Origin of the sequence: Streptomyces atratus (assembly GCF_014648655.1) — a bacterium.
GTDB classification, from domain to species: Bacteria; Actinomycetota; Actinomycetes; order Streptomycetales; family Streptomycetaceae; genus Streptomyces; species Streptomyces atratus.
In genome coordinates this window covers 131,368-155,491 of sequence record NZ_BMRN01000003.1, presented here as the reverse complement: position 1 = coordinate 155,491, position 24,124 = coordinate 131,368, and the positions used below count along the sequence as shown (strand labels likewise).

22 protein-coding genes and 1 pseudogene are annotated in these 24,124 nt (G+C 69.4%); 11 read left to right on the top strand and 12 right to left on the bottom strand.

All coding sequences use genetic code 11. The features are described 5' to 3' along the window. Nucleotides 1–27 precede the first annotated feature (27 nt). The 4 genes from IEZ15_RS06315 to IEZ15_RS06300 are packed head-to-tail and all read right to left on the bottom strand — an operon-like array spanning nt 28 to nt 3,004. A complete protein-coding gene (locus IEZ15_RS06315; RefSeq protein WP_114246031.1) occupies nt 28–1,350 on the bottom strand; it encodes an NADH-quinone oxidoreductase subunit D in 1,323 nt (440 codons plus the stop codon). Next, entirely contained in the window at nt 1,350–2,075 is a 726-nt protein-coding gene (locus tag IEZ15_RS06310; protein ID WP_189274913.1) for an NADH-quinone oxidoreductase subunit C, read from the bottom strand. Before IEZ15_RS06310 ends, IEZ15_RS06315 begins: the two co-directional genes overlap by 1 nt. Then, entirely contained in the window at nt 2,072–2,626 is a 555-nt protein-coding gene (locus IEZ15_RS06305; protein WP_030975705.1) for a NuoB/complex I 20 kDa subunit family protein, read from the bottom strand. The genes IEZ15_RS06310 and IEZ15_RS06305 overlap by 4 nt, the downstream gene beginning before the upstream one ends. A gap of 18 nt (nt 2,627–2,644) precedes the next feature. Beyond that, entirely contained in the window at nt 2,645–3,004 is a 360-nt protein-coding gene (locus IEZ15_RS06300; RefSeq protein WP_003992243.1) for an NADH-quinone oxidoreductase subunit A, read from the bottom strand. 761 nt (nt 3,005–3,765) lie between these two features. Between IEZ15_RS06300 and IEZ15_RS06295 the strand changes: the two genes are divergently transcribed. The 4 genes from IEZ15_RS06295 to IEZ15_RS06280 all read left to right on the top strand — a co-directional run bounded on the left by IEZ15_RS06295 (nt 3,766) and on the right by IEZ15_RS06280 (nt 9,954). Beyond that, nucleotides 3,766–4,599, top strand: coding sequence for a C40 family peptidase (locus tag IEZ15_RS06295; protein ID WP_189274911.1), 834 nt, complete (start codon nt 3,766–3,768; stop codon nt 4,597–4,599). Nucleotides 4,600–4,856: 257 nt separating this feature from the next. After that, complete coding sequence (locus tag IEZ15_RS06290; protein WP_189274909.1) at nt 4,857–6,065, top strand: MFS transporter; 1,209 nt, start codon at nt 4,857–4,859, stop codon at nt 6,063–6,065. Nucleotides 6,066–6,250: 185 nt separating this feature from the next. Continuing rightward, nucleotides 6,251–8,398, top strand: coding sequence for a serine/threonine-protein kinase (locus IEZ15_RS06285; RefSeq protein WP_229845764.1), 2,148 nt, complete (start codon nt 6,251–6,253; stop codon nt 8,396–8,398). Nucleotides 8,399–8,568: 170 nt separating this feature from the next. Beyond that, nucleotides 8,569–9,954: an acyltransferase family protein gene (locus IEZ15_RS06280; RefSeq protein WP_189274906.1), complete on the top strand. Its 1,386-nt coding sequence runs from the start codon at nt 8,569–8,571 to the stop codon at nt 9,952–9,954. A 361-nt stretch (nt 9,955–10,315) separates the two neighbouring features. Here the strand turns inward: IEZ15_RS06280 and IEZ15_RS06275 are convergent, their stop codons facing one another. Continuing rightward, complete coding sequence (locus IEZ15_RS06275) at nt 10,316–10,885, bottom strand: TetR/AcrR family transcriptional regulator (RefSeq protein ID WP_114246026.1); 570 nt, start codon at nt 10,883–10,885, stop codon at nt 10,316–10,318. A gap of 98 nt (nt 10,886–10,983) precedes the next feature. Between IEZ15_RS06275 and IEZ15_RS06270 the strand changes: the two genes are divergently transcribed. Beyond that, nucleotides 10,984–11,271, top strand: a complete 288-nt coding sequence (locus tag IEZ15_RS06270) for an antibiotic biosynthesis monooxygenase (protein WP_189274904.1) — start codon at nt 10,984–10,986, stop codon at nt 11,269–11,271. On the opposite strand, the gene IEZ15_RS44480 is transcribed toward IEZ15_RS06270, so the two are convergent. Continuing rightward, nucleotides 11,263–11,799 (bottom strand): ATP-binding protein, encoded by a 537-nt coding sequence (locus IEZ15_RS44480; protein ID WP_268250359.1) that lies wholly within the window; start codon nt 11,797–11,799, stop codon nt 11,263–11,265. The two genes, IEZ15_RS06270 and IEZ15_RS44480, sit on opposite strands and share 9 nt — an antisense overlap. 251 nt (nt 11,800–12,050) lie before the next feature. Here IEZ15_RS44480 and IEZ15_RS06260 point away from each other — a divergent pair, with 251 nt between their 5' ends. From IEZ15_RS06260 to IEZ15_RS06245, 4 genes are all read left to right on the top strand, one after another. Next, nucleotides 12,051–12,899 carry a helix-turn-helix domain-containing protein gene (locus IEZ15_RS06260; protein WP_189274900.1) on the top strand — a complete coding sequence of 283 codons (849 nt, stop codon included), beginning with the start codon at nt 12,051–12,053 and terminating at the stop codon, nt 12,897–12,899. Between the two features lie 10 nt (nt 12,900–12,909). Next, the gene (locus IEZ15_RS06255; RefSeq protein WP_114246022.1) at nt 12,910–13,110 is read left to right on the top strand and encodes a DUF397 domain-containing protein; all 201 of its coding nucleotides are present in this window, start codon (nt 12,910–12,912) and stop codon (nt 13,108–13,110) included. Nucleotides 13,111–13,330: 220 nt separating this feature from the next. Then, nucleotides 13,331–13,783, top strand: a complete 453-nt coding sequence (locus IEZ15_RS06250) for a hypothetical protein (protein ID WP_189274898.1) — start codon at nt 13,331–13,333, stop codon at nt 13,781–13,783. An 8-nt stretch (nt 13,784–13,791) separates the two neighbouring features. Continuing rightward, the gene (locus IEZ15_RS06245; RefSeq protein WP_189274895.1) at nt 13,792–15,009 is read left to right on the top strand and encodes an MraY family glycosyltransferase; all 1,218 of its coding nucleotides are present in this window, start codon (nt 13,792–13,794) and stop codon (nt 15,007–15,009) included. A 128-nt stretch (nt 15,010–15,137) separates the two neighbouring features. Here the strand turns inward: IEZ15_RS06245 and IEZ15_RS06240 are convergent, their stop codons facing one another. Together IEZ15_RS06240 and IEZ15_RS06235 are read right to left on the bottom strand one after the other, a co-directional pair. Beyond that, on the bottom strand, nt 15,138–15,950 hold the full coding sequence (locus tag IEZ15_RS06240) for a serine hydrolase (protein ID WP_189275358.1): 813 nt from the start codon (nt 15,948–15,950) through the stop codon (nt 15,138–15,140). 74 nt (nt 15,951–16,024) lie between these two features. Further along, nucleotides 16,025–16,984: a LysR family transcriptional regulator gene (locus IEZ15_RS06235; protein WP_189274893.1), complete on the bottom strand. Its 960-nt coding sequence runs from the start codon at nt 16,982–16,984 to the stop codon at nt 16,025–16,027. A gap of 85 nt (nt 16,985–17,069) precedes the next feature. Here IEZ15_RS06235 and IEZ15_RS06230 point away from each other — a divergent pair, with 85 nt between their 5' ends. After that, a complete protein-coding gene (locus IEZ15_RS06230) occupies nt 17,070–18,719 on the top strand; it encodes a penicillin-binding transpeptidase domain-containing protein (protein ID WP_189274891.1) in 1,650 nt (549 codons plus the stop codon). Nucleotides 18,720–18,903: 184 nt separating this feature from the next. Here IEZ15_RS06230 and IEZ15_RS06225 read toward each other — a convergent pair whose 3' ends face one another. Continuing rightward, on the bottom strand, nt 18,904–20,190 hold the full coding sequence (locus tag IEZ15_RS06225) for a geranylgeranyl reductase family protein (RefSeq protein WP_114246018.1): 1,287 nt from the start codon (nt 20,188–20,190) through the stop codon (nt 18,904–18,906). Nucleotides 20,191–20,286: 96 nt separating this feature from the next. Here IEZ15_RS06225 and IEZ15_RS06220 point away from each other — a divergent pair, with 96 nt between their 5' ends. Beyond that, entirely contained in the window at nt 20,287–20,811 is a 525-nt protein-coding gene (locus tag IEZ15_RS06220; protein ID WP_114246017.1) for a GNAT family N-acetyltransferase, read from the top strand. Between the two features lie 9 nt (nt 20,812–20,820). Here the strand turns inward: IEZ15_RS06220 and IEZ15_RS06215 are convergent, their stop codons facing one another. From IEZ15_RS06215 to IEZ15_RS06210, 3 genes and pseudogenes are all read right to left on the bottom strand, one after another. After that, on the bottom strand, nt 20,821–23,019 hold the full coding sequence (locus IEZ15_RS06215) for a serine/threonine kinase C-terminal domain-containing protein (protein ID WP_189274889.1): 2,199 nt from the start codon (nt 23,017–23,019) through the stop codon (nt 20,821–20,823). A 138-nt stretch (nt 23,020–23,157) separates the two neighbouring features. Beyond that, nucleotides 23,158–23,226 (bottom strand): annotated as a pseudogene (locus tag IEZ15_RS46355) (zinc-ribbon domain-containing protein); the annotation flags it as partial. 107 nt (nt 23,227–23,333) lie between these two features. After that, a complete protein-coding gene (locus tag IEZ15_RS06210; protein WP_114246015.1) occupies nt 23,334–24,026 on the bottom strand; it encodes a demethylmenaquinone methyltransferase in 693 nt (230 codons plus the stop codon). Nucleotides 24,027–24,124: the final 98 nt, after the last annotated feature.

Here is a 24,124-nt window from a genome sequence, read left to right as displayed (position 1 = left end):
CCAGACTGACTTCCTGACGTGTTTCGGTCACCGGTCGACGCCTCCCATCACGGGGTCGATGGACGCGACGGCGACGATGACGTCGGCGACCTGGCCGCCCTCGCACATCGCCGCCATGGCCTGCAGATTGGTGAAGGACGGGTCGCGGAAGTGGACCCGGTAGGGGCGGGTGCCGCCGTCCGAGACGACATGGACGCCGAGCTCGCCCTTGGGCGACTCGACGGCGGTGTACGTCTGCCCGGCCGGGACCCGGAAGCCCTCGGTCACCAGCTTGAAGTGGTGGATCAGGGCCTCCATGGAGGTGCCCATGATCTTCTTGATGTGGTCGAGCGAGTTGCCGAGCCCGTCCGGACCGAGCGCGAGCTGGGCCGGCCAGGCGATCTTCTTGTCGGCAACCATCACCGGCCCGGGGGCGAGCCGGTCGATGCACTGCTCGACGATCCGCAGCGACTGGCGCATCTCCTCGAGCCGGATGAGGAAGCGGCCGTACGCGTCGCAACTGTCGGCGGTGGGGACGTCGAACTCGTAGTTCTCGTATCCGCAGTAGGGGTCCGTCTTGCGCAGGTCGTGCGGGAGTCCGGCGGAGCGCAGGATCGGGCCGGTGGCGCCGAGTGCCATGCAGCCGGTCAGATCGAGATAGCCGACGTCCTGCATACGGGCCTTGAAGATCGGGTTGCCGGTGGCGAGCTTGTCGTACTCCGGCAGGTTCTTCTTCATGGTCTTCACGAACTCGCGGAGCTGGTCGATCGCACCGGGCGGGAGGTCCTGGGCGAGTCCGCCGGGCCGGATGAACGCATGGTTCATCCGCAGGCCGGTGATCAGCTCGAAGAGGTCGAGAACGAGTTCACGATCACGGAAGCCGTAGATCATGATCGTGGTGGCGCCGAGCTCCATGCCGCCGGTGGCGATGCACACCAGGTGCGAGGAGATCCGGTTGAGCTCCATCAGGAGCACGCGCAGGATGCTGGCCCGGTCAGGGATCTGGTCCTCGATGCCGAGGAGCTTCTCGACGCCCAGGCAGTACGCCGCCTCGTTGAAGAACGGCGTCAGGTAATCCATACGCGTCACGAAGGTGGTGCCCTGGGTCCAGTTCCGGAATTCGAGATTCTTCTCGATGCCGGTGTGGAGGTAGCCGATGCCACAGCGGGCCTCGGTGACGGTCTCGCCGTCGATCTCCAGGATCAGCCGCAGCACCCCGTGCGTGGACGGGTGCTGAGGGCCCATGTTGACGATGATGCGCTCGTCGTCGGACTTGACCGCCGACTCGACGACCTCGTCCCAGTCGCCGCCGGTGACTGTATATACAGTCCCCTCGGTCGTCGCCCGAGGTGTTGCATGGGGAGTAGACATCAGGAGTACGACCTCCGCTGGTCCGGAGCCGGGATCTGGGCGCCCTTGTACTCGATGGCGATGCCGCCGAGCGGGTAGTCCTTGCGCTGCGGGAAGCCCTGCCAGTCGTCCGGCATCATGATCCGGGTGAGGGCGGGGTGCCCGTCGAAGATGAGCCCGAAGAAGTCGTATGCCTCACGCTCGTGCCAGTCGTTGGTCGGGTAGACCTCGACGAGGGACGGGATGTGCGGATCGTTGTCCGGGGCCGACACCTCCAGGCGGATCAGCCGGCCGTGCGTGATCGAGCGCAGGTGGTAGACGGCGTGCAGTTCCCGGCCCTTGTCGCCGAGGAAGTGGACGCCGCTCACCCCCGTACAGAGCTCGAAGCGCAGCGCCGGGTCGTCGCGCAGGGTCCGGGCGACCCGGACGAGGTGTTCGCGGGCGATGTGGAAGGTGAGCTCGCCGCGGTCGACAACGGTCTTCTCGATGACGTTCTCGGGAAGCAGGTCCTGTTCCTCCAGGGCCCCTTCGAGCTCGTCGGCCAGCTCGTCGAACCAGCCGCCGTACGGACGGGACGTGGCGCCCGGCAGCGCCACCGTGCGGACGAGGCCGCCGTAGCCGGAGGTGTCGCCGCCGTTGTTGGCGCCGAACATGCCCTTGCGTACGCCGATGACCTCGCCGGTCTCGTCGCGCGGCGCGGGAACACCGTTGTTGTTCTGCTCGTCGTGGTTCTGGTTCTCACTCACCGCAGGAGCCCCTTCATCTCGATCAGGGGCAGTGCCTTGAGCGCCGCGTCCTCGGCCTCGCGGGCGGCCTCCTCCGCGTTGACCCCGAGCTTGGAGCTCTGGATCTTCTGGTGGAGCTTGAGGATCGCGTCCATCAGCATCTCGGGCCGCGGCGGGCAGCCCGGCAAGTAGATATCAACCGGGACAATATGATCAACACCCTGAACAATGGCGTAATTGTTGAACATCCCGCCCGATGATGCACAAACTCCCATGGAGATGACCCACTTGGGGTTCGGCATCTGGTCGTAGACCTGCCGCAGGACGGGCGCCATCTTCTGACTGACCCGCCCTGCCACGATCATCAGATCCGCCTGTCGCGGCGATCCGCGGAAGACCTCCATCCCGAAACGGGCCAGGTCGTAACGCCCGGCTCCGGTCGTCATCATCTCGATGGCGCAGCAGGCGAGGCCGAAGGTGGCGGGGAAGACGGAGGACTTCCGCACCCAGCCGGCGGCCTGCTCGACAGTGGTCAGCACGAAGCCGCTGGGCAGCTTCTCTTCGAGTCCCATGGTGTGCCCCTCAGCCCCTCAGTCCCATTCCAGGCCGCCGCGACGCCATACATACGCGTAGGCGACGAAGACGGTGAGCACGAAGAGCAGCATCTCCACGAGCCCGAAGATCCCCAGGGCGTCGAAGGTGACCGCCCAGGGATAGAGGAAGACGATCTCGATGTCGAAGACGATGAAGAGCATCGCCGTCAGGTAGTACTTGATGGGGAAGCGGCCGCCTCCGGCTGGAGTGGGGGTGGGTTCGATACCGCACTCGTACGCTTCGAGCTTTGCTCGGTTGTACCGCTTCGGGCCGATAAGCGTGGCCATGACCACGGAGAAGATCGCAAACCCTGCCCCGAGGGCGCCGAGCACGAGGATGGGCGCGTAGGCATTCACGCTCCTCGCTCCTTCCAGTCGTCCTTGACCGTTGGACCGCATCGGGCGATTCGGCTCGCCACCTCACCAAGATCGTGTACATGTGAGGCAGTTCACAAGCCCGACTGCCCCGCATCCTATGCCCGCCATCCTGTGATCTGCGACACGGAGTAGTACACCGAGTTTGTGATCTCCACCACCCGGCGAATGATCATGAAGCCGGATGAGGGCTGATCTTCACACGCAAAGCGGCTGTGCGGTCACGAGACGTGACATCTGATGCTGTTGTCGCTGGTCAAGGCGTTCTTCCTTTAACAATCAGACGCCTCTACGCGCAAATTAGCAATGGACAAAGATGCGTGATATGAGGATCCACCCCACTCCGGGCTCACCCGTGCGAGGGGCTCACGTCGGACGAAGTGGACGCGTGCCCGCATTCACGATCTTCCGGGCGAAGACCGGCCGGCCGGCGATCCGCCGCGACGCCGACCGCGGATCACTCGCACGCCCCGTCACCCGTCAATGATGCTGTGACCTGCGTCACTCCATCGAGGCTTCGACAAAAGCGGGCTTGGCCATCGGTGTAAGCGGATGGTAAGCGGCGGGCAATTCGGGCGTATTACCGAAAGTCCGTGATCACAGCGTTGATCAAGCATGCCCGTTTTGCCCGTTACGGCGTCAATAAGGGCCGCCAGAAAGCGGATTCACAGATTCCGAACGTAACTGTGTCGCAACACACGTTTCTTGATGGGAGCCCCGGGGCCCTGATAGCGCTAGTACTCATGTCCCACACCGCTCACATACCCAGCCACCGGAAGCCCCGCCGAAACGCGCCGAAGACGGCGCTGCGGGCCGGAGTTGCCGGTGGCGTCCTCAGCACCATCGCGGTCGCAGGCGCTGCCGGTCCGGCCCAGGCCGAGCCGGTGACCCAGACCATCGAGATGCCCACCATCACCGCCGGGCTCTCCACCGCCGTCGCCGCGTCCGCTCAGGCCACGCAGCAGGTCGCCCAGGACCTGCAGACGCAGGCCCAGGAGGATGCCGCAGCCGCCACCGCGGCCAAGACCGCCAAGAAGGCCAAGGCCGAGGCAGTACGCAAGGCGGAGGCCAAGAAGAAGGCGGAGGCGGCCGCCAAGGCCAAGGCGGAGGCCGCCGAGCGCGCCTCCCGCACCGCCGCCCGTACGACGCTCAGCGCGACCTCCGGCTCCTCCGCCGGCAGCGCCGTGGCCTCGGCCTCCTCTTCCTCCTCGTCGAGCGCCACCGGCTCCGCCGCGTCCGTCATCTCCTTCGTGAAGGCCCAGGTCGGCGACGCGTATGTGTCCGGCGGCACCGGCCCCAACTCGTGGGACTGCTCCGGCCTCGTCCAGGCCGCGTTCCGTTCGGTCGGCGTCGACCTGCCGCGTGTCTCGCAGGCCCAGTCCACCGCGGGCACCCAGGTCTCCCTGAGCAACCTCCAGCCGGGCGACATCCTGTACTGGGGCGGCGCGGGCAGCGCGTACCACGTCGGGGTCTACGTGGGCGGCGGCGAGTTCGTCGGTGCGCAGAACTCCAGCACCGGTGTGGTGCAGCGTCCGCTCTCCTACGACCCGCCGTCGGGCGCGGTCCGCGTTCTCTGATTCGGCGCAACCTCTGGGTTCACGGATTCACAAGCGCCTTCTCGGCGCCTGGTGATGGGCCGTCACTCCCCCGCTCGGGAGCGACGGCCCTTCACTGTTCCCGGCCTTCCGGCGAAAAGTGTCCGGCCTCCGGCGAAAAAGCGACATCACCCCAGGCCGGCAGCGTTGACGTCGCGAACCTGCCAGACACCGTCCACCGCGGCTTGTGAACTGGGGCGAACAGCCCTCGCGTCACCGAGCACAGGACGGCATCCGCCATGCCCCCCACCGCGGCCACCACCCCCTCCGAACGCACCGCCCTCCCCGCCCGCACCCCTTTACGCGGCCGGCTCGCCGTCGTCTCCGTGATGCTGGGCATCTTCTCCATCGTCACCACCGAGATCCTGCCCATCGGTCTGCTGACGTCGATCGGGTCGGACTTCGCCGTCTCGGACGGCACCGCGGGCCTGATGATGACCATGCCCGGGCTCCTCGCAGCGGTCTCGGCCCCTTTGGTCACCGTGGTGACGGCCCGCGTCGACCGGCGGGTGATGCTCTGCGCCTTCATGCTCCTGCTGGCCCTGGCCGACTTCCTCGTCGCCGCCGCGACGGACTACCGACTCGTCCTGGTCTCCCGGGTGATGGTCGGGATCACCATCGGCGGCTTCTGGTCCATCGGGGCCGGACTGGCGGGCCGGCTGGTCCGCCCGGCGTCGGTCGGCCGAGCGACAGCGGTGGTCTTCTCGGCCGTCCCGCTGGGCTCCGTGCTCGGCGTCCCCGCCGGTACGTTCATCGGCGGCCTGGCCGGCTGGCGGACGGCATTCGTCGCCATGGGGGTACTGACCATGGGCGTACTGGCCCTGATGCTCCTGGTGATTCCGGCCCTGCCCCCGACGCAGGTCACCCGCGCGAGCGTGCTCCGTACCGTGCTCGGCCGGACCGGCACCCGGTTCGCACTGCTCCTCACCTTCCTCATCGTCCTGTCCCACTTCGCCACGTATACCTACATAACCCCCTTTCTGGAACAGATCACCCGCGCCGACCCGGCGCTGATCACGGTGTTCCTGCTGGTCTACGGCGCCGCCGGGATCGTCGGCAACTTCGTAGGCGGCGCACTCGTGACACGCCGCCCGCGCGTCGCGGTCTCCCTCGCCGCGGGACTCATCGCCACCGCGACCGCGCTGCTCCCGGTCCTGGGCAGGTGGGAGGCCGGGGCCGTCGCGCTGCTGATTGTCTGGGGTGTCGCCTACGGCGCGGTGCCGGTCTGCTCGCAGACCTGGTTCGCCAAGGCTGCGCCCGACGCGCCCGAAGCGGCGTCGGTCCTGTTCACCGCGTCCTTCCAGGCGACCTTCGCCCTCGGCGCCCTGGCAGGCGGAGCCGTCCTGGACCACCTGTCCTTGTCGGCGGTCATGCTGCTCGGCGGTGCGGTCGCAGCTCTGGTGCTGGTCGTGGCGGGGCCGTGCTCCGGGCGGCGGTTCGCCGGCTGATACGACTTCCGAGGGGTGCCCGAACAAAGGTCCCGGACGTGGCGCACCGGGTCGATCCCGCGCCCGCATGGACGTTCCTCGTCCTCCAGCACATCAGGCCCCGACTCCGAACTGTCCGGGGTTCTGGGGTTCAATGAGCCGCGTGCGTGAGTGGGACGGTGTGTCCCGAAGGGACGGGGGAGTCTGTGCGCGTTCTTGCGGGGCGGTATGAGCTGACGGCGTTCGTCGGCCGGGGCGGTATGGGGGAAGTCTGGGCGGGGCGGGACCGGGTAATCGGCCGCCGCGTTGCGGTCAAGTTGCTGCCCCATGGCCAGGACGACCCCGGCGGCGCGGAGTTGTTCTTCCGAGAGGCGCGCATCGCGGGCGGTCTCAACCACCGCGGCGTCGTCATCGTCCACGACATGGGCCAGGATCCGGCTGACGGGACGCTTTTCCTGGTCATGGAGTACGTGGAGGGCCGGGACCTGGCAGCGGTGCTGCGCCAGGACGGCCTGCCCCCGGTGCCGGTCGCGGTCGAGTGGGCCGCTCAGGGCGCGGCGGCTCTGGCCGCCGCCCACGCCGCGGGCGTCGTGCACCGGGACCTCAAGCCCGCCAATCTGATGCTCACCGCGGGCGGCGAGGTGAAGGTCCTGGACTTCGGGATCGCCCGCTACATGTCAGCCAGCGCCAAGTCCAGCAAAGTCATGGGCACTCTCGCCTACATGGCACCCGAGCGCTTCGAGGAGCAGAGCGGGGACGGCCGCTCGGACCTGTACGCGTTCGGCTGTGTGCTGCACGAACTCCTCACCGGCGCGCCGCCGTTCGAGGCCACGGGGCCGGTGTCGCTGATGACCGCCCACCTCAGCAAGGCGCCCGTGCCGCCCGGCAAGCTCCGGACGGACGTGCCGGCCGCGCTCGACGCCCTGGTGCTGCGGCTCCTGGCGAAGTCGCCCGAGGACCGCCCGGTCTCCGCCGTCGAGGTCCACGACGCGCTGCGCACTCTGCACGCGACGCCCGCGGACGTCCGTACGGTGCCCGACCTGCCCGCAAGGCCCCCCGCCGGGTTCGGTCCCGCGCCCGACCCCGTCCACGGCGCGACGACCCGGACGGCAATGTCCCCGCCCAGGCCCCTGTACCCCGCCGTTGATGACCGGCCCGGGACGGCCGGTACGGACAGCAAGCCCCAACTCCTCACTCGCCGACGTGTGTTGTGGCTGGGCCTTGGCGCGACCGCGGTGGCGGCGACCGGCGTGACGGCCGCAGTACTAACCCGCGACAACAATACGGACAAACCACCCACTGGGCGCGGCTCCGGGGACGGTGGCGGCGGACAGGCGAGCTCCGGGCCGCGCGGATGGCGTTACGAGGCGAAGATTTCCGACCCGTCCGCCCCGGTTGTGTCGGGCGGGACGCTCCGCTTCACCGATGGTGAAACGATCTATGGGCTGGACGCGCTCACCGGAGCGGAGCGGGCACAGCTGGACACCAAGGATGAGGTGTATCAGCTCGCGACGGCCGACGGCATGCTGTACTTCGCCGACTCCAAGGGGAAACTGCACGCCCGGAGCGGTAGCGAGAAGTGGGTGTTCACCGCAGGGGACGTCATCACGGGCAAGCCCGCCGTGGTCGACGGGACGATCTACTTCGGCAGTATCGACAAGCACGTCTATGCCGTCCACGCGGACACCGGCACCAAGAAGTGGAGTTTCGCCACGGGAGACAAGGTCTTCTGTTCCCCTGCTGTGGCCGATGGGACGCTCTACATCGGTCTCGGCGGCAAGGAGCCGGGGCTGTACGCCCTGGACGCAGTGCTCGGCGAGAAGACGTGGGCCTTCCGCGACACCTATTTCACCAAGACCCCTGCGGTGTCCGACGGCATCGTCTTCGCCACCGGCAGCGACGACAGCCTCTACGCCTTGAACACGGCTGACGGTACCGGGCGATGGGTCGTGCCCCTCAAGCGTGCGGCGGGTACCGACGCCTGGTTCCGGCCCTCACCGCCAGTCGTCGCTTCGGGCACGGTCTACGTCGGGGGCGGCGACAACGCCCTCCACGCACTGGTCCCAAAGACGGGCACCGAGAGGTGGAGCTTCGACGTCAACGGCCCCTTCCTCCCATCGACACCGGCCGTGGCAGGCGGGATGGTCTATGTCGCTGATCTGAACGACCCCCGCGGAACCGTCCACGCCGTCGACGCGGCCTCCGGTTCCCGGCGCTGGTCCGCCCGAACCGGAGCCAGGGTGCGCGGCGAAGGGGCGCCGAACACTCCTGTCGTCGCGGGCGGCTTGGTCTACGTGACCAACGAAAGCGGCGTAGTGGCCATCAACGCCACCAGCGGAGACTTTCCCGCCTGACCACTGAGCGGCACCATCGGGCTCAGACACCCGCTATTGATCAGAAACGAAAGCGGCACATCAATAGGGCCGGTGGGGAAAACCCCACCATGGCACGAAGTGCTGGCCCCCCGACCGATTCGGGGGGCCACTTCACTGTGAATATCGCCCACTGACGCCACGCTGTTTACATGCAGCAAACTCACGCGCATTCGCCCGGTCGCAGCAGCATTCTCAGCAGCAGTCGCGGTCGCGATCCATTCATAGACGTCATCAGAGCGCTGTGCGTGCTGGCCGTTATATCCCAGCATTGGCTCATGCCCGTACTGGCCTATGAGAATGGGCATTTGAGCACCGGAAATGCTCTCGCGAGTCCCGGCTGGTGGATCGTCACATGGCTGACGCAGGTCATGCCCATGGTGTTCTTCGCCGGTGGGGCCGCCAATTTCTTCTCCTTCCGGTCGGCGAAATCGGCGCGTGCCTGGCTCCGGAGCAGAATCGCGCGACTCCTGGTGCCGGTCGTACCCCTGGCAGCCGTGTGGCTGGTGCTGCCCCACGTGTTGATCGGCGCGGGGGTGCCCGAGCAACCGGTGCTGATGGCGGGCAAGATTGCCGGCCAGCTGCTCTGGTTCCTCGCCGTCTACGTGCTCGTGGTGGCGCTCACGCCGGTGATGTTCAGGTGGTACCGACGGTACGGGTGGCGTGTGATCGGCGTACTCGCCGTCTGCGCCCTGGTCGTCGACGTACTGCGTTTCGAGGTCAGCCCCGCGATCGGTTTCCTGAATGCCCTGTTCGTCTGGCCGGCGGCCCACCAGTTCGGCTTCCACTACGCCGACGGCGGCCTGCGCATGCGGAGCGGCTGGACATCGGCCGGTCTGGCCGCCGTCGGCTTCGGAATCACCGCGGCCGCCGTGTTCTTCGGGCCCTACCCGGCATCCATGATCGGAATGCCCGGGGCGCCGGTCTCCAACATGAGCCCGCCGACCGCGGTGATGCTGTCGCTGACGATCGGCCAGCTCGGGCTGTGGCTGACGCTCAAGCCTGCAATAGCGCGATTCGCCGAACGCCCCATGGCCACCGCCGTACTTCAGTGGTGCGGAACCCGCTTCATGACGCTGTATCTCTGGCACATGCCCGCGCTCGTGATGACGGCGGGAATCGCAATTGTCGGACTCGGCTTCGCGACCCCGACGCCCGGCAGCCCGATGTGGTTCGCGGTTGCACCGCTGTGGGTCGGCATTGCGGGAACCTTCCTGATGTGCTTCACCAGAATTTTCGGCCGGTTCGAATTCCGTCGCCGTTCCGGTGCGGCATCGGACATGAGCCTCGGCAAGGTCGTTCTCGCGGCGGTGCTTTCTGCCGGCGGCCTTCTCGGACTTGCCGCGCAGGGGTTCATTTCCCCCGGAAACCCGCTCGGTCCGGTGCTCTGGGTGCTGCTGGTGCTGGCAGGGCTGCTCGTCGTACGGGAGAAGAACACCCCGAAGGCCGTTGCCGCACAAGGCGTTCGCACCGTGCCTGTTCAGTTGGCCGTACGCCATGAAGGTGACCGGGTTCTCTCCCGGCAGGGCAGCGGGTGAGGTCTCTTCGCGTGCGTGACCGCGCCCCGCACGCGGTGGTCCCCTCACCTGACGGTTCTCTCACTTCTGCACCCTCATGATCCGTCGGCTGCGAGTTGCTGCCGGACCAGGCAGACCAATCCGTCGATGAGAGGGCCTGGCTCGACGGACGGGTCGAGCGACCGCTGGAGGAGGTAGCCGTCGATCGCCCTCCACCGGGCGCGAGAGCGTCCACGAGCAGAAGCCCCCTGCCGCTCTCGCCCGCACCGGCCTCCGGCGAGGGGTACGCGGGGGCGGCGGCGCGACGAGCCGGTACCACTCGCCGCATCGAGGGAGGCAGGGGGCGGGCACCTGAGGAGCCGTTGCGGGGATCAGGGAGTGATCACTGGGCGGGGTTGCTGGGCGGGCGGTTGAGGATCAGGTCGCCGGCGCGAGCGAGAACCTGGGCGCGGGTGCGGCCGGGGTGGTCGGCGGCAAGGAAGTGGCTGCCGATGGCCGCGCAGAACGCCAGTACGCTGCGGGCCTCGATCTCGTCCGGGTCGGCGCAGACGGTGCCGAACGCCTCGCGCAGCAGGCCCATGCGGGCGTTGTCCACGCGGCGCAGGCGCTCGGCGACGGCCTGGTCGCGGCGTGCCCAGTCGCGGATGGCCAGGTCGATGGGGTGCAGGCGGTCGGAGAAGGTGAGCTGCCCGGCCAGGTATGCCTTGTCCATGAGGTCTCCGCCTTCGCGCTCGATCCGGTCGAGGACGTCGTCGGTGGCCTCCCGTTCCCAGGTGTCCAGCATTTCCTTCAGCAGTGCGTCGCGGTCGGCGAAGTAGCCGTAGAACCCGCCCTTGGTCACGCCGAGGGACTTGGCCAGGGCCTCGACGCGCACGGCGTCCACGCCTCCCGACGCCAGCACCCGCAGGCCCTCCTCGACCCAGTTTTCGCGCGGTGTGCGCAACGAACCCATGGTGTGACCCGCCTCACTCCTCTGCCTGTCGTACGGGACCGTACAACAGGTCTAACCTCTCGTTATACGTAAGCGTATATCCCAAAGAGGGGATCGTCATGTCGTTCGGCTTCGTCGCTTTTCACTACCCGAGCCCCGAGCATGTCGAGGAGTTCGTCGACCGCTGCCATCAGGTCCGCGAGGTGCTGTCCTCACAGCCGGGATTCCTGCGCGCCGAGCCCTGGGTCACCCCCGAGGGTGACGCCGTCGTCACCACCGGAGCGTTCGAGTCCCAGCAGGCGTTCCAGGCGGCGTTCGCCGCTGCGGCCCGGGAACGCGGCGCGGCCATCGGCTTCGACGAGCGCGAGGTCAAGCCCCGCCAGATCCACACCCTGCTGTCACGGTGACGGGGCAGGCCGTGATGACCAGCGGATCACTGCCGTGATCACCTTGCGCAGGGGTCGCAGGTCGAGACCGGTCAGGCCCGGCATCCGGGCGAATCCCACCGGAACAGGGTCCCCGTACGGGGTGGCCCCCCATCGGGCCGCGAGAGCGTCCACAAGCAGAAGCCCCCGGCCGTTCTCGTCCGCACCGGCCTCCGGCGAGGGAGTGCGCGGAGACGGCGGTGCGGGGAGGCGGCCGGGTTCGTCGTCCGTCACGTACACCGTCACCTGCCGCTGGTTGACGGTGACCTCCACCCGGACCTGCGGTGAGTCCGTGTGGCAGTACGCGTTGGAGACGACCTCGCTCACACAGAGCCGGGCGTCGTCGACGAGGCGCGGGTGCCCGGTGGCCCACAGCACCGTCGCCACGAAGTCCCGCACGATCTTGGGGGCGGTGGGGGTGTTCGGCGCGACGAGCCGGTATCGCTCGCCGCGCTGGGGGAGGTAGGGGGCGGGTGCTGGAGGAGCGGTTACGGGGGGGCATGGCGCGATCTCCCTGCGTGATGCGGTCTCCGGGGGCGTCGTGCGGTGGGCGCGGTCCGTGGCATTGGCCGAGTCCCGTGAGCTTTCAACTCGCTTACGGGCAGCTGCACTTCGGGTCGGCCCACCCTTGGGCTCGACACCACTGGACGCTAGGGCACAACAATGGGACGGCGCAACAGTGTGACGGCCGTAGCACCCATACGAGTGGACCAGCGGCATGGTTGAGCGGCACACTCGTACCCGCACGAAGAGGAGAGCCCATGCCACCGAGGAGCTATCCGACCGCCAGGCAGAGGCGGTTGGGTGCGGAACTTCGCAAGCTGCGCGAGCGGGCGGGGATGTCCGGGAGCGAGGCAGCCGCGTACCTGGGCGGCGAGCGAGCCCAGATCAGCCACATCGAGTCCGGCCGGTACGGAGTGAGCAGCGAACGGGTTCGCCGGCTCGCGGCCCACTACTCGGCGACCGACAAGCATCTGGTCGACGCCCTGGCCGAGATGGCCGAGGAACGCACAAAGGGATGGTGGGACGACTACCGCGGAGTACTCTCGCCCGGGTTCCTGGACCTGGCGGAGCTTGAGCACAAGGCGTCCTACATTCGCGCCATCCAGATGCTCAACATCCCTGGCGTGTTTCAGACGGAGTCGTATGCGCGAGCCATCATCCGGAGCGGGATCTCCGACCTTCCCGCCGACGAACTGAGTGCCCGCGTCGAACACCGCACCAGACGACGCGACATTTTCGACCGCCCCAGGCCGACCCCGTTCGAGGCATTCATCCACGAGGCCGCGTTGCGCATGCGGTACTGCGAACCGGAGACCATGCGGGCTCAACTCGCCTTCCTGCACGAGGTTTCCACCTGGCCGTCCGTGACGATCCGCATCATCCCGTTCGACAAGCAGATCACCGGTTCAGTGCACTCGACGCTGTACGCCGGGGCCAGCGTCCCGGCACTCGACACCGTCCAGCTGGACAGCGCCTTCGACGCAGGATTCCTGGACGCCGAGGCCCAGTTGGCGCGATATCGAACCCTCCTTGACTCCATCGAGTCCATCTCTCTCGACACGAAGGAGTCCGCACAATTCATTCAACGCATCGCACAGGAAATGTGAGCCCATCCGCATGACCGACGCAATCAACTGGCAGAAGTCCTCTTTCTCCGGAGCAGACAACAATCAGAGCTGCATCGAGCTGGCCCCGGTCGACGGTTCGATCAAGATGCGCGAGAGCGACGACCCCGACGTCGTCGTCACCACCACCGTCGCCAAGCTGCGCGCTTTCGTGCTCGGCGTGAAGGCCGGGGAGTTCGACCACCTGATCTGAGCCCGACCCACAAGCGCCCTCTGGTTCGAACACCGGAGGGCGTTTTACCTACCCGGCGCAACATAGGGACGTCACACTGTTGCACCGCCATCCTCGGTAACGATAACGTCGCTCTACGTCGCCACACGGCGGGAGTCACCCGCCCCCGCACAGGCGCGATGCCACACCTCCCCCCCGCTCCCGCGCACTTGGCGCGCCCGCTGCGATCGGACAGTCGACGATGCGTACCCCCCTCACCCCCTTACGACCGGCCGTCGAACGCGGCTACCGGTTCGAGGCCCTCCGCTACGGCCCCGCCACCGGCTTCGTCCCCGAGCCCATCGACCTGCGCATCCTGGCCGCGCCTCAGGAGGCCGTCCGCGCCATCCGGATCCAGCTCCGGGCGAACCATCTCTTCGGCCTCACACCGCGCGAACTGATCCGCGCCCTCCACTGGGCCGACCAGGGCGGCTGGGTGCAGGCCCTGGCGACGCTCCATCGCGGCGAGCCCTGCGGGTTCACGCTCATGCTGCGCGGCGGCCGGCACATCGAATGGACGTATCGCTCGACGCCCGCGCCCACCACCGTCCCGCCCCGCTCCCCGTCGCACGGAAATCCGTATGAGTTAGGCTCGCCGGGGCGCAGCGAGGGCATCGATCGGGCTCAGGTATCGGCCCGCTGGGCCGGAATGTGAGGCCGCCCGTGCGGGACTACTTGCTGATGCTGTTCGTCACGGCGGCGGTGACCCATATCCTGACCGGCCCGGTAAGAAAGTTCGCGATCTCCATCGGGGTGGTCCCCGAGGTCCGGGCACGCGACGTCCACCGCGAGCCCACTCCGCGCCTGGGCGGCATGGCCATGTTCGGTGGGCTGCTCGCCGGACTGCTGGTCGCTTCCCACCTGCCGCACCTGGAAGAGATCTTCACCCAGAGCTCGACGCCACGGGCGCTGCTGTCCGGCGCGACACTGATCTGCCTGCTCGGCGTACTCGACGACAAATGGGGGGTCGACGCGCTGGTCAAGCTCGGCGGTCAGGTGCTCGCCGCCGGAGTGATGGTCTTCCAGGGACTCACCATCCTCTGGCTGCCGGTGCCGGGCACCGACGGGATCTACCTCGCCGACTGGCAGGGCACGCTCCTGACCGTGGGTCTGATCGTCGTCTCCATCAACGCGGTCAACTTCGTCGACGGACTCGACGGGCTGGCCGCCGGCACGGTGGGCATCGCGGCGTCGGCGTTCTTCCTGTACGCCTACCGGCTCTGGTACGGCTACGGGATCGAGGCCGCCGCCTCCACCACGCTGCTCTCCGCGATCCTGGCGGGCATGTGCCTCGGGTTCCTGATCCACAACTCCCACCCGGCCCGGATCTTCATGGGTGACTCGGGCTCGATGCTGCTCGGTCTGCTGATCGCCGGATGCGCGGTCTCCGTGACGGGTGAGGTCGACCCGAGCCTTCTCAACCAGTCGATGGACGGCACGTCCGGATCGGCCGCGATGGTGCCGGTCTACATTCCGCTGCTGCTGCCGCTGTCCGTCATCGCACTGCCGGTCGCGGACCTGGTGCTCGCCGTCGTCAGGCGTACGTGGAACGGAATGTCCCCCTTCGCCGCCGACAAGGGCCACCTCCACCACCGCCTGCTCCAGCTCGGCCACTCGCACCGCCGGGCCGTGCTGCTGATGTACTTCTGGTCGGCGCTGTTCTCGTTCGGGATCGTGGCCTACTCGGCGCGGGGCGCCAAGTCCTGGATGCTCTTCGGGGTCGCGTTCGTCTGTGCGGTGGGTCTGTTCCTGCTGCTCCAGCCCCGCTACTCATCCGGTCTCACCCGCCGACTGCTGCCGCGCAGGCCCAGGGGCCGCGTGGTCGCCACCGGCGGAAAGCGCACCGAGGCCGACGAGGAACGCCGGGTGTCGGCCGGGTGACCGCGGTGCCCGGGCCGCCGGGTGCCGCACCCGAGAAGTCTTGAGCAGCCGTTGCGCACGCCCGGTTCATCCCTTGGTCGCGCACCCGCAGACTTTCGGCGGACGCCCGTACCCGCCCCCGCTCGGCGCTACCGGTTGCGCAGCGCGTCCACGGCGATGTGGGCGGCCGTACCGATGACGGCGTCGGCCGCGGGGAGCGTGGCCGCGGTGCGGGCGGTGCGGGTGAAGACGGCGACGGCGTAACGGCCGCCGTCGGGGTACTCGACGACGCCCACCTCATTGCGCAGGGTCGGCAGCGACCCGGTCTTCCCCGCGACGAGCACGTCGTCGAACGGAAAGCCGGAGGCCATGCGGTGCGGCCACACCTGGAGACCCATCACCCGCCGGATGGCGGCGCCGTGTTCGGGCAGGCACGCCTCGTCGCGCCAGACGGCGCGCAGCAGCCGGGTCATGTCCCGCGGGGTGCTGCGGTTGGAACGGGCCGGGTCGAGGGCGCGCAGCCGCGCGACGACGTGCGGGTCGGCCAGTGCCTGGGCACCGGCGGGTCCCGCGTCCTCCTTGACCGAGGCGAGCATGGCGCCGAAGGTGTGCACGGCCCGCGTCGCATCGAGGCCGAGGCGGGCCGTCGTGCGGTTGACCGCGTCGAGGCCGACCCGGGCCAGGAGCAGATCCGCCGCGGCGTTGTCGCTGACGGCCATCATCAGGTACGCGAGGTCGCGCAGCGACAGCCGGGTGGCGTCCAGCATCGCGGCGAGCCCGGTGGGCCCCGGGGCGCGGCCGTCCGGCGAGCATTCGACCTGCTCCGTGAGATCGAGGTCGCCGGCCGCGGCCCTCTCGTGCAGCGCGACCAGCAGGCAGAGTTTGTGGACACTCGCCGTGCAGACCAACTGGTCGGCGTCGACGCCGAGTTGGGCGCCGGAATCGATGTCGAGTGCGTGCATTCGCCCGGTGACTCCGGCATCGGCGAAGGCCGCGCGGATGCGGTCGGGGGCGTCGGGCACGTTCACGGTTCGGGTCACAGCCAGTACTCCGATGCCGGACGCAGGCGCATCGGGCGGGTGGGGGTGTCGGGACGGGCGTCGGCGGTGGTACGCAGCGCGTGCGTGGCCGCGTCGGCGAAGGCTCGTACGGCGGTGTCGCCGTGCCCGCGCGGCCAGGCGACGGAGTGCCGCCAGGCCAGCGGGGCGCCCGCGAGCGGGCGCCACACCAGGTCGGCGTCGGGGTCGGCGGCCTGTGCGTCGCGCGGGCCGAAGGCGACGGCGCCGACGGAGAGCACGAGGCCGCGCACAAAGCTGACGCCCTGGCCGTGCCGGACCGCGGGCGGTGTGTAGCCGCCGCGGGCGCAGGTGGTGAGCAGGTCGTCGTAGAGCACGGGGGCGCCGGCCCGCGGGAAGAGGATCAGGTCGGACCCGGCGAGCGCGGAGAGCGGCACTTCGGTGAGTCCGGCCGCCTCGGCGTGGCGCGGCAGCAGTACGCCGAGCTCGCGCCGGAGGACCGGGCCGAGTTCGAGGCCGGTCACGTCGCAGGGGTGGTGGATGAGTCCGACGTCGAGTTCGTGTGCGGCGAAGCGGGCGAGCTGATCCGTGGTGGACAGCTCGTGCAGCTCCAGCTCCACGCCGGACCGCCGGTCCTGGAACCCCGTGAGGAGCGCGGCGACCGTGTCGCCGGCGATGTCGGGCGGCAGCCCGGCCCGCAGCAGTCCGCTCTCGCCGTCCCTGATCCGGCGCGCGGCCGCCCGCAGCGACTCGGACCGGGCGAGCAGCTCGCGCGCCTCGGGAAGCAGCAGCCGGCCCGCCTTGGTGAGGGCCACCTGGCGGCTGGTCCGGTCGAAGAGCCGCACCTCCAGCTCCCGCTCCAGCCGCTGGATGCGCTGAGACAGGGGCGGCTGGGCCATTCCGAGGCGGGCCGCGGCACGCCCGAAGTGTGACTCTTCTGCAACAGCCACAAAGCACTCCAGGTGCCGAATCAGGTCCACGAGCAGCAATCATATGCAAATTTGATCGATAGACCATCGATATCCGACTTGGACAGAGTGCTGGGCCGATTGCTCTCCTCACGGTATGACGCACCCTTTCCCAGCTCCCGACGCGGACTCCGGGCACACCACCACCCACCGCCACCGGGGCCGTCGCACCGGCCTCCGGGCGGGCATCGCCTTGACCGTCGTGACGGCCGTCGCCGCGGGCGGCGCGTATGCCGCCCGACTCGGCCCCTTCGAGCGCGACGACACCCCCGATGCCGCGGCGACCGCTCAGGCCCGGGCGTTCCTCGCGGACTGGGCGGGCGGCCGGCTCGACAGCGCGGGCTCCCGCACCACGAGTCCCGCGAGGGCTCAGGAGGTGCTGCGCAACTTCACCGCGGGTCTCGACATCAGCAAGCCGGAGCTCACCCCCGCACGGGCCACGAAGGAGGACGACGGCACGGTCCGGGTCGCCTTCACGGCGAAGATGCCCGTCACCGGGCTGGGCACCTGGACCTACCGGTCCCAGCTCCCCGTGCGGGAACAGAAGAACGGGGCCTGGAAGGTCGACTGGTCCCTGTCGCTCGTCCATCCGCATCTCAGCGACACCGCCAAGTTCCGCCTGGAGCGGGAGGACACTGCTCTGCCGGAGGTCACCGACCGGAACGGAACGTCCCTGACGGGCGATGCCCATCCGTCGTTGCACCCGGTGCTGACCCAGTTCGCCGGGGGAGGCTCCGGGCCGCGCGGCGCGATCCGGCTCGTCGACCGGGCCACCGGCGAAGTCGAGGGCACGGAGACCACCTTCGGGAAGAAGGACGGGCAGCCGTCCGACAAACCGTTGGCCACGACACTCGACGCCACCTGGCAGGCAGCGGCGGACAAGGCCCTGGCCGACAAGGCCGGCGGCAAGAACGCCTCGCTCGTCGCCCTGCGGGTCGACAACGGCGAGATCCTCGCGATGGCCAACTCCCCCGCAACCGGCTTCAATCGGGCGGTCTCCGGTACGTACGCGCCCGGCTCCACCTGGAAGATCGTGACGAGCAGCGCGCTGCTGCTCAAGAATGCCGTCGCGCCCGACGACGTCGTGGACTGCCCCAAGTACCTCACCGTCGGCAAGGAGTTCCACAACGTCGAGACATCCGAGTTCCCGGGCGCCACCTTCCGGCAGGACTTCATGCAGTCCTGCAACACCGCCTTCATCAGCCTTCGCGGCAAGCTCGGAGACACCGAACTCGGCGATGTCGCCCGGGACTACTTCGGGGTCGGGCAGGAGTGGCACGTGGGCATCCCGTCGTACGACGGCTCGGTGCCGGTGCCCAAGGACGAGACGGAGAAGGCCGCTTCGATGATCGGGCAGGGCCGGATCCAGGCGAACCCGCTGATCATGGCGTCCGTCACGGCGACCGCGGCGTCCGGCCGGTTCCACCAGCCGACCATCGTCCCCGGCGGCAAGGACACCACCTCGACGAAGCCGCTCCCGTCGTCCGTGGTGACCCAACTGCGCACGATGATGCGGGCCACCGTCACCGACGGGACGGCGCACGCGCTCGCCGGTCTGCCCGGTGACATCGGCGCGAAGACCGGCACCGCGGAGGTCTCCGAGGACGAACCCAACAACGGCTGGCTCGTCGCCCGGCGCGGCAATGTGGCCGTGGCGTGCGTCGTCGAGCAGGGCGTCACGGGTGGTGGTTCAGCCGGTCCGATCCTGCACAGCCTCTTGTCCGCCGTCCCTGACGATCCGTCGTGATGCCGCCCCTGCGGCAGGCACGGGCAGGGCGCGGTTCGTTCGCCGCCGGGTGCCCCTCGGTGGGTGGCACCCGGGACGGGACGGAACCGGTCCACGAGGCGGCCGGTCGTCGCGCACCCCGGCCGATCAGGCGCAGGCGCCGAGGGAGATCTCGCCGGTCGCGCCCTGTCGGCCGGTCACCGGATCAGGCCTTCGGGGCCACCTTGGACAGCCCGTTGATGATCCGGTCCATCGCGTCGCCGCCCGTCGGGTCGGTCAGGTTGGCGAGCATCTTCAGCGTGAACTTCATCAGCAGCGGGTGCGTCAGACCGCGCTGGGTGGCGATCTTCATGACCTTCGGGTTGCCGATCAGCTTCACGAAGGCGCGGCCCATCGTGTAGTAGCCGCCGTAGGTCTCCTTGAGCACCTTCGGGTAGTTGTTCAGCGCCAGTTCGCGCTGGGCCGGGGTCGCGCGGGCGTGGGCCTGGACGATGACGTCCGCGGCGATCTGGCCCGACTCCATGGCGTACGCGATGCCTTCGCCGTTGAACGGGTTGACCATGCCGCCCGCGTCACCGACGAGCAGCAGGCCCTTGGTGTAGTGCGGCTGGCGGTTGAAGGCCATCGGGAGCGCGGCGCCGCGGATCGGCGTCGTCATGTTCTCCGGGGTGTAGCCCCAGTCCTCCGGCATGGACGCGCACCAGGCCTTGAGGACCTCGCGCCAGTCCAGCTCCTTGAACGCGGAGGAGGAGTTGAGGATGCCGAGGCCGACGTTGGACGTGCCGTCGCCCATGCCGAAGATCCAGCCGTAGCCGGGCAGGAGCCGGTCCTGGGGGCCTCGGCGGTCCCACAGCTCCAGCCAGGACTCCAGGTAGTCGTCGTCGTGGCGGGGCGAGGTGAAGTACGTACGCACGGCCACGCCCATCGGGCGGTCCTCGCGGCGGTGCAGGCCCATGGCGAGCGACAGCCGGGTGGAGTTGCCGTCGGCCGCGACGACGAGCGGGGCGTGGAAGGTGACCGGGGTCTTCTCCTCGCCGAGCTTCGCGTTGACGCCGGTGATGCGGCCGGTGCGGTCGTCGACGATCGGGGCGCCGACATTGCAGCGCTCGTACAGCCGCGCGCCCGCCTTCTGCGCCTGGCGGGCCAGTTGCTCGTCGAAGTCGTCACGCTTGCGGACCAGTCCGTAGTCCGGGTACGAGGCGAGATCCGGCCAGTCCAGCTGGAGGCGGACGCCGCCGCCGATGATGCGCAGACCCTTGTTGCGCAGCCAGCCGGCCTCTTCGGAGATGTCGATACCCATGGAGACGAGCTGCTTGGTGGCGCGCGGGGTGAGGCCGTCACCGCAGACCTTCTCGCGGGGGAAGGCCGTCTTCTCCAGAAGCAGGACGTCCAGTCCGGCCTTGGCGAGGTAGTACGCGGTCGTGGAGCCGGCCGGGCCTGCCCCGACGACGATCACATCCGCGCTGTGCTCGGAGAGGGGCTGCTCGGTCACGGTCGGATCTCCCGAAGGCTCGAAATCGCGTGCCGCGCGGCACCTGTCCCGTGCAGTCTATGGGGGCCTGCTGATCAACCTTCCGAAGGGCTCCCGATGTCGACCCTGCCTTCCGCCGCCCCGTCCGTACAGTTGCGCGTCCCCACCGACGAGGACGCGCTGTCCTGGCACCGCGCGTTCGACGACCCCGAGGTGATGGAGTTCTTCGGCGGTACGTCGGAGGAGATTTCGATGTACGAGGAGTGGACCGCCCGCCAGCGCCGACTCGACGCCGAGCTGGGCTACTGCCTGTGGACGGTGCTCGGCGAGGACGGCGAGGTGGCCGGTTTCACCGGCGCCCAGCCCTGGCCGCGGACCGAGTACGGCCCGGTGGGCGAGGTCGAGATCGGCTGGCGGCTGGCCCGCTCGGCCTGGGGCCGGGGTTACGCCACCGCCGCCGCGCGCCTCGCTCTGGAGCGGCTGCGCGCGGCCGGGGTGGAGCGGGTGGTGGCGACGGTCGACGCGCGCAACGAGCGGTCGATCGCCGTGGCCCGGCGGCTGGGGATGGAGCGGGCGGAGAGCTTCACGACCGAGCGGGCGGGACAGGTGGTGCAGTGCTTCCGGCTGGCGCTGAACGCGTGACGAGCCGGATCAGTCGATGTCGTTGAGCATCCAGGTGGACAGGGCGGTGTCGAAGATCCGCCGGGCCTGCGGCCAGTCGGTGTCGCGCTCGGTGGTGTAGATGGCGTACTCGGTGCCGTCGTCCGCGAGGTAGCTCTGGTCGATCGCGTGGATCGTCTCGCCGCTGTCCCGGTCCTCGTACGTGTACTCCCAGATCGCGCCATGCAGCCCCTGGAACGTGTTGGCCGACAACTGCAGCCGTCGGTAGTTCTTCTGGTTGGCGTCGGCGGTCCGCTCCAGCGTCCGGAAGTTCTCGTACGAGCTGTACGGGGCGTTGCGGATGACGCCGACCTTGAGTTCGGCCCGGCCGGTGGAGCCCGCGTAGGTGATCTGGTGGTTCTTCTCGCTCTGCCGGTCCCAGAGCGTGGGGACGGCGAAGGAGAAGCCGGCGGTGTCGGAGACGAGCCGGAAGCCCTCGGGCACGGTGGGGGCGGACGGGGTGGTGGAAGCGGTGGGGGTCGGGCTGCCGGACACGGACGGGGACGCGGTCGGTTCACCGGAAGGCGCGAGGCTGCTCCGGGATTCGGCGGTGGGCTTGTCGTCCGTGACCGCTCCGTCGCCGCCCCGGCCGTCCATCAGGGCCAGGACTCCCGCGGTCGCGCCGCCGCCGACGAGCAGCGCCGCGACGAGGGTGCCGGTCCAGACGAGCGCGGTGCGCCTGCGGTCACCGGCCGGGGAGGCCGGAGGAACCGCGGGCGCGACGGTCAGCCCGACGGTCTGCGGGTCGTAGGGGGCCGCGTCGTACGGAGCCTGAGCGGGAGCCTGAGCCGGAGTCGGAGCCTGAGCCGGAGTCGGAGCCTGAGCGGGAGGTGTCGGCGGGGTGGCCGTCGGCGCCGGGACGACCGCGGTGGGGGCCGAGGCCGCCGGGTCGTACGAGGCCGGGGCCTGGGCCGGAACCGCCGGAGCCGCACCAGGCGGCGGAGGCACCGGCGTCGGCGCGGTCCGCCCCAGCAGCCGCAGCAGATGCGGTGCCACGAGTACCGCGCCGCCCACCCACAACAGCCCGAACAGCAGCGCGTCCGGCACGCTCGGTGCGAGCTCCGCCGTGCCCTGGCCGCCCACGCCCCCGACGCCGCCCGACAGTTGTGTGGACACTCCGCTGAACCCGCACAGCACCAGGAACATCGCCAGGAACATCCCGCCCACGGTGGCCTGTTCACGACGGTCCGCCGAGCGCCGCGCGGCCGAGATCCCCACCGTCAGCGCGCAGACGACACCGGTCACCAGCGCTCCGGCCACCGCCCAGCCGTTCAGTTCCTTGCCCAGTTCGGACAGCCCGAAGCCGCCGTGCTCCAGGTTGGAGCCGAGGTAGCTCACCTGCCCCCGCATGTCGTACTCGACCGGGGCGCCCCAGCTCAGTCCGAGCACCATCAGACCGATGTTCGGCAGCAACGGCAGCGCGATCAGCATGGCTTCGCCGTCCACACCGTCAGCATTGGCGTACGCGATGAAGCCGATCAGGGTGCAGAGCAGCAGGACAACGCCGAGCGCCCGTACCGCCGTCCCCGCCGCCCGGACCACGGTGTGCGCGACCGGCCGCGCGGCCGGCCACTGGGCCGACGCGTCGCGTCGCAGTACGCCGCCGGTGACCAGCAACGAGATCACCAGCGCCCCGAGGGCGGCGAGCAGCGGCGCGGACGAGACCGAGACACCCGCGACATCGGGCTGGGCGAACAGCCCGAGGACCAGGACGGCGGCGGTGGCCACCAGGCTGATCCGTACCGCCGCCTCCATGCCACCGCCCTGCTTACGGGCCGCCCGGGCGCCCAGGAACAGCGCACCCACCCACAGCACGGTGACCGTGAGCGGGACCACGGAGAGCGTGGCACCGCCCTGCGAAACGCCGCCTCCGGAGTCGTACCCGCTGCCGTCGAAGCCGTTGCCGTCGAAGCCGCCGCCCGGACCGGTGGACCGCACCTCGAAGCCGCCGCCGAACGCCTGGAGCAACATCGCCAGCGCGATCCGCAGCCGGTCGCTCCAGCCGACGACGACGTCGTCACCCTGGCCGTACGAGGGGATGGCGAGCGCCACGGCGAGGGCGAGGATCAGCCCGGTGGGCCAGGCCGCCGCCTTCGCCGAACCCGCCCAGTCGCCGCGGAAGGCCCGGCCGAGGAACGCACCGAAGGGCGATGGCGCGGCGGGGCCCGGCAGCGGCGGGGCGGCCGGCATCGGCGCATAGCCGGGCGGCGGAGGCTGGGGCGGCTCATGCGGCGCGGGCTGGTGCGGCAGGAGCTGAGGTGGCCGTGGCGGCGCGTCAGGCATCGTCGGCGGGGCGGCCGGCGCCGCTTCCACGGTCGGCCGCTCGCGCCCGCACTTCATGCAGAAGCGCGCCTCGTCCGGGGCCGGTGTTCCACAGAAGGGGCAGTACGACGGCATGACAGCTCCGGCGGCAGGAACGGGGACGGGGAAGACGTGTGGCGTATCAACGGACACATCTTCCCCACCGTCCGGTTCCCGTCAACAGGCGTCACCGGAGCGTTGTTTCAGGGACGTACGCCCCGGTGCAGTGCCACCACACCACCGGTGAGATTGCGCCAGGCGACCTTCGACCAGCCGGCCCGCTGAAGCTTCGCCGCAAGTCCGGCCTGGTCGGGCCAGGCGCGGATGGACTCGGCGAGATAGACGTACGCGTCGGGGTTGGACGACACCGCGCGCGCGACCGGCGGCAGCGCCCGCATCAGGTACTCGGTGTACACCGTGCGGAACGGCGTCCAGGTCGGCTGCGAGAACTCGCAGATCACCACCCGGCCGCCCGGCTTCGTCACCCGGTACAACTCGCGCAGCGCCGCATCCGTGTCCTGGACGTTGCGCAGCCCGAAGGAGATCGTCACCGCGTCGAAGGTCTCGTCGCGAAACGGCAGCCTGGTGGCGTCGCCCGCGGTGAAGGGGAGCCAGGGGTTGCGCTTCTTGCCCTCCTGCAGCATGCCGAGGGAGAAGTCGCAGGGCACGACGTACGCGCCCGTCGCGGCGAAGGGCAGCGAGGACGTCGCCGTGCCCGCGGCCAGGTCGAGGACCTTCTCAGCGGGTCGGGCGTGCACCGCCTTCGCGACCTCCTTGCGCCACAGCCGGGCCTGGCCGAGCGACAGCACATCGTTGGTGAGGTCGTAGTTCGCCGCCACGTCGTCGAACATCGTGGCGACTTCGTGCGGCTGCTTGTCCAGAGAGGCTCGGGTCACCCATCCATTCAAGCAGCCCGGTCTGCGGTGCTTCGCGCCGGTCGCGAGTCGGCCCCGGACGGACTGAACCAATTGGGTCCACCGGCAGTCAGTACAGA

What these genes read in the sequence shown, in the direction of transcription:
- IEZ15_RS06315 (WP_114246031.1), bottom strand. Translation starts at nt 1,350, where the DNA reads ATGTCTACTCCCCATGCAACACCTCGGGCGACGACCGAGGGGACTGTA.
- IEZ15_RS06305 (WP_030975705.1), bottom strand. Translation starts at nt 2,626, where the DNA reads ATGGGACTCGAAGAGAAGCTGCCCAGCGGCTTCGTGCTGACCACTGTC.
- IEZ15_RS06295 (WP_189274911.1), top strand. Translation starts at nt 3,766, where the DNA reads ATGTCCCACACCGCTCACATACCCAGCCACCGGAAGCCCCGCCGAAAC.
- IEZ15_RS06290 (WP_189274909.1), top strand. Translation starts at nt 4,857, where the DNA reads ATGCCCCCCACCGCGGCCACCACCCCCTCCGAACGCACCGCCCTCCCC.
- IEZ15_RS06280 (WP_189274906.1), top strand. Translation starts at nt 8,569, where the DNA reads ATGCAGCAAACTCACGCGCATTCGCCCGGTCGCAGCAGCATTCTCAGC.
- IEZ15_RS06275 (WP_114246026.1), bottom strand. Translation starts at nt 10,885, where the DNA reads ATGGGTTCGTTGCGCACACCGCGCGAAAACTGGGTCGAGGAGGGCCTG.
- IEZ15_RS06270 (WP_189274904.1), top strand. Translation starts at nt 10,984, where the DNA reads ATGTCGTTCGGCTTCGTCGCTTTTCACTACCCGAGCCCCGAGCATGTC.
- IEZ15_RS06260 (WP_189274900.1), top strand. Translation starts at nt 12,051, where the DNA reads ATGCCACCGAGGAGCTATCCGACCGCCAGGCAGAGGCGGTTGGGTGCG.
- IEZ15_RS06255 (WP_114246022.1), top strand. Translation starts at nt 12,910, where the DNA reads ATGACCGACGCAATCAACTGGCAGAAGTCCTCTTTCTCCGGAGCAGAC.
- IEZ15_RS06250 (WP_189274898.1), top strand. Translation starts at nt 13,331, where the DNA reads ATGCGTACCCCCCTCACCCCCTTACGACCGGCCGTCGAACGCGGCTAC.
- IEZ15_RS06240 (WP_189275358.1), bottom strand. Translation starts at nt 15,950, where the DNA reads ATGCACGCACTCGACATCGATTCCGGCGCCCAACTCGGCGTCGACGCC.
- IEZ15_RS06230 (WP_189274891.1), top strand. Translation starts at nt 17,070, where the DNA reads ATGACGCACCCTTTCCCAGCTCCCGACGCGGACTCCGGGCACACCACC.
- IEZ15_RS06220 (WP_114246017.1), top strand. Translation starts at nt 20,287, where the DNA reads ATGTCGACCCTGCCTTCCGCCGCCCCGTCCGTACAGTTGCGCGTCCCC.
- IEZ15_RS06215 (WP_189274889.1), bottom strand. Translation starts at nt 23,019, where the DNA reads ATGCCGGCCGCCCCGCCGCTGCCGGGCCCCGCCGCGCCATCGCCCTTC.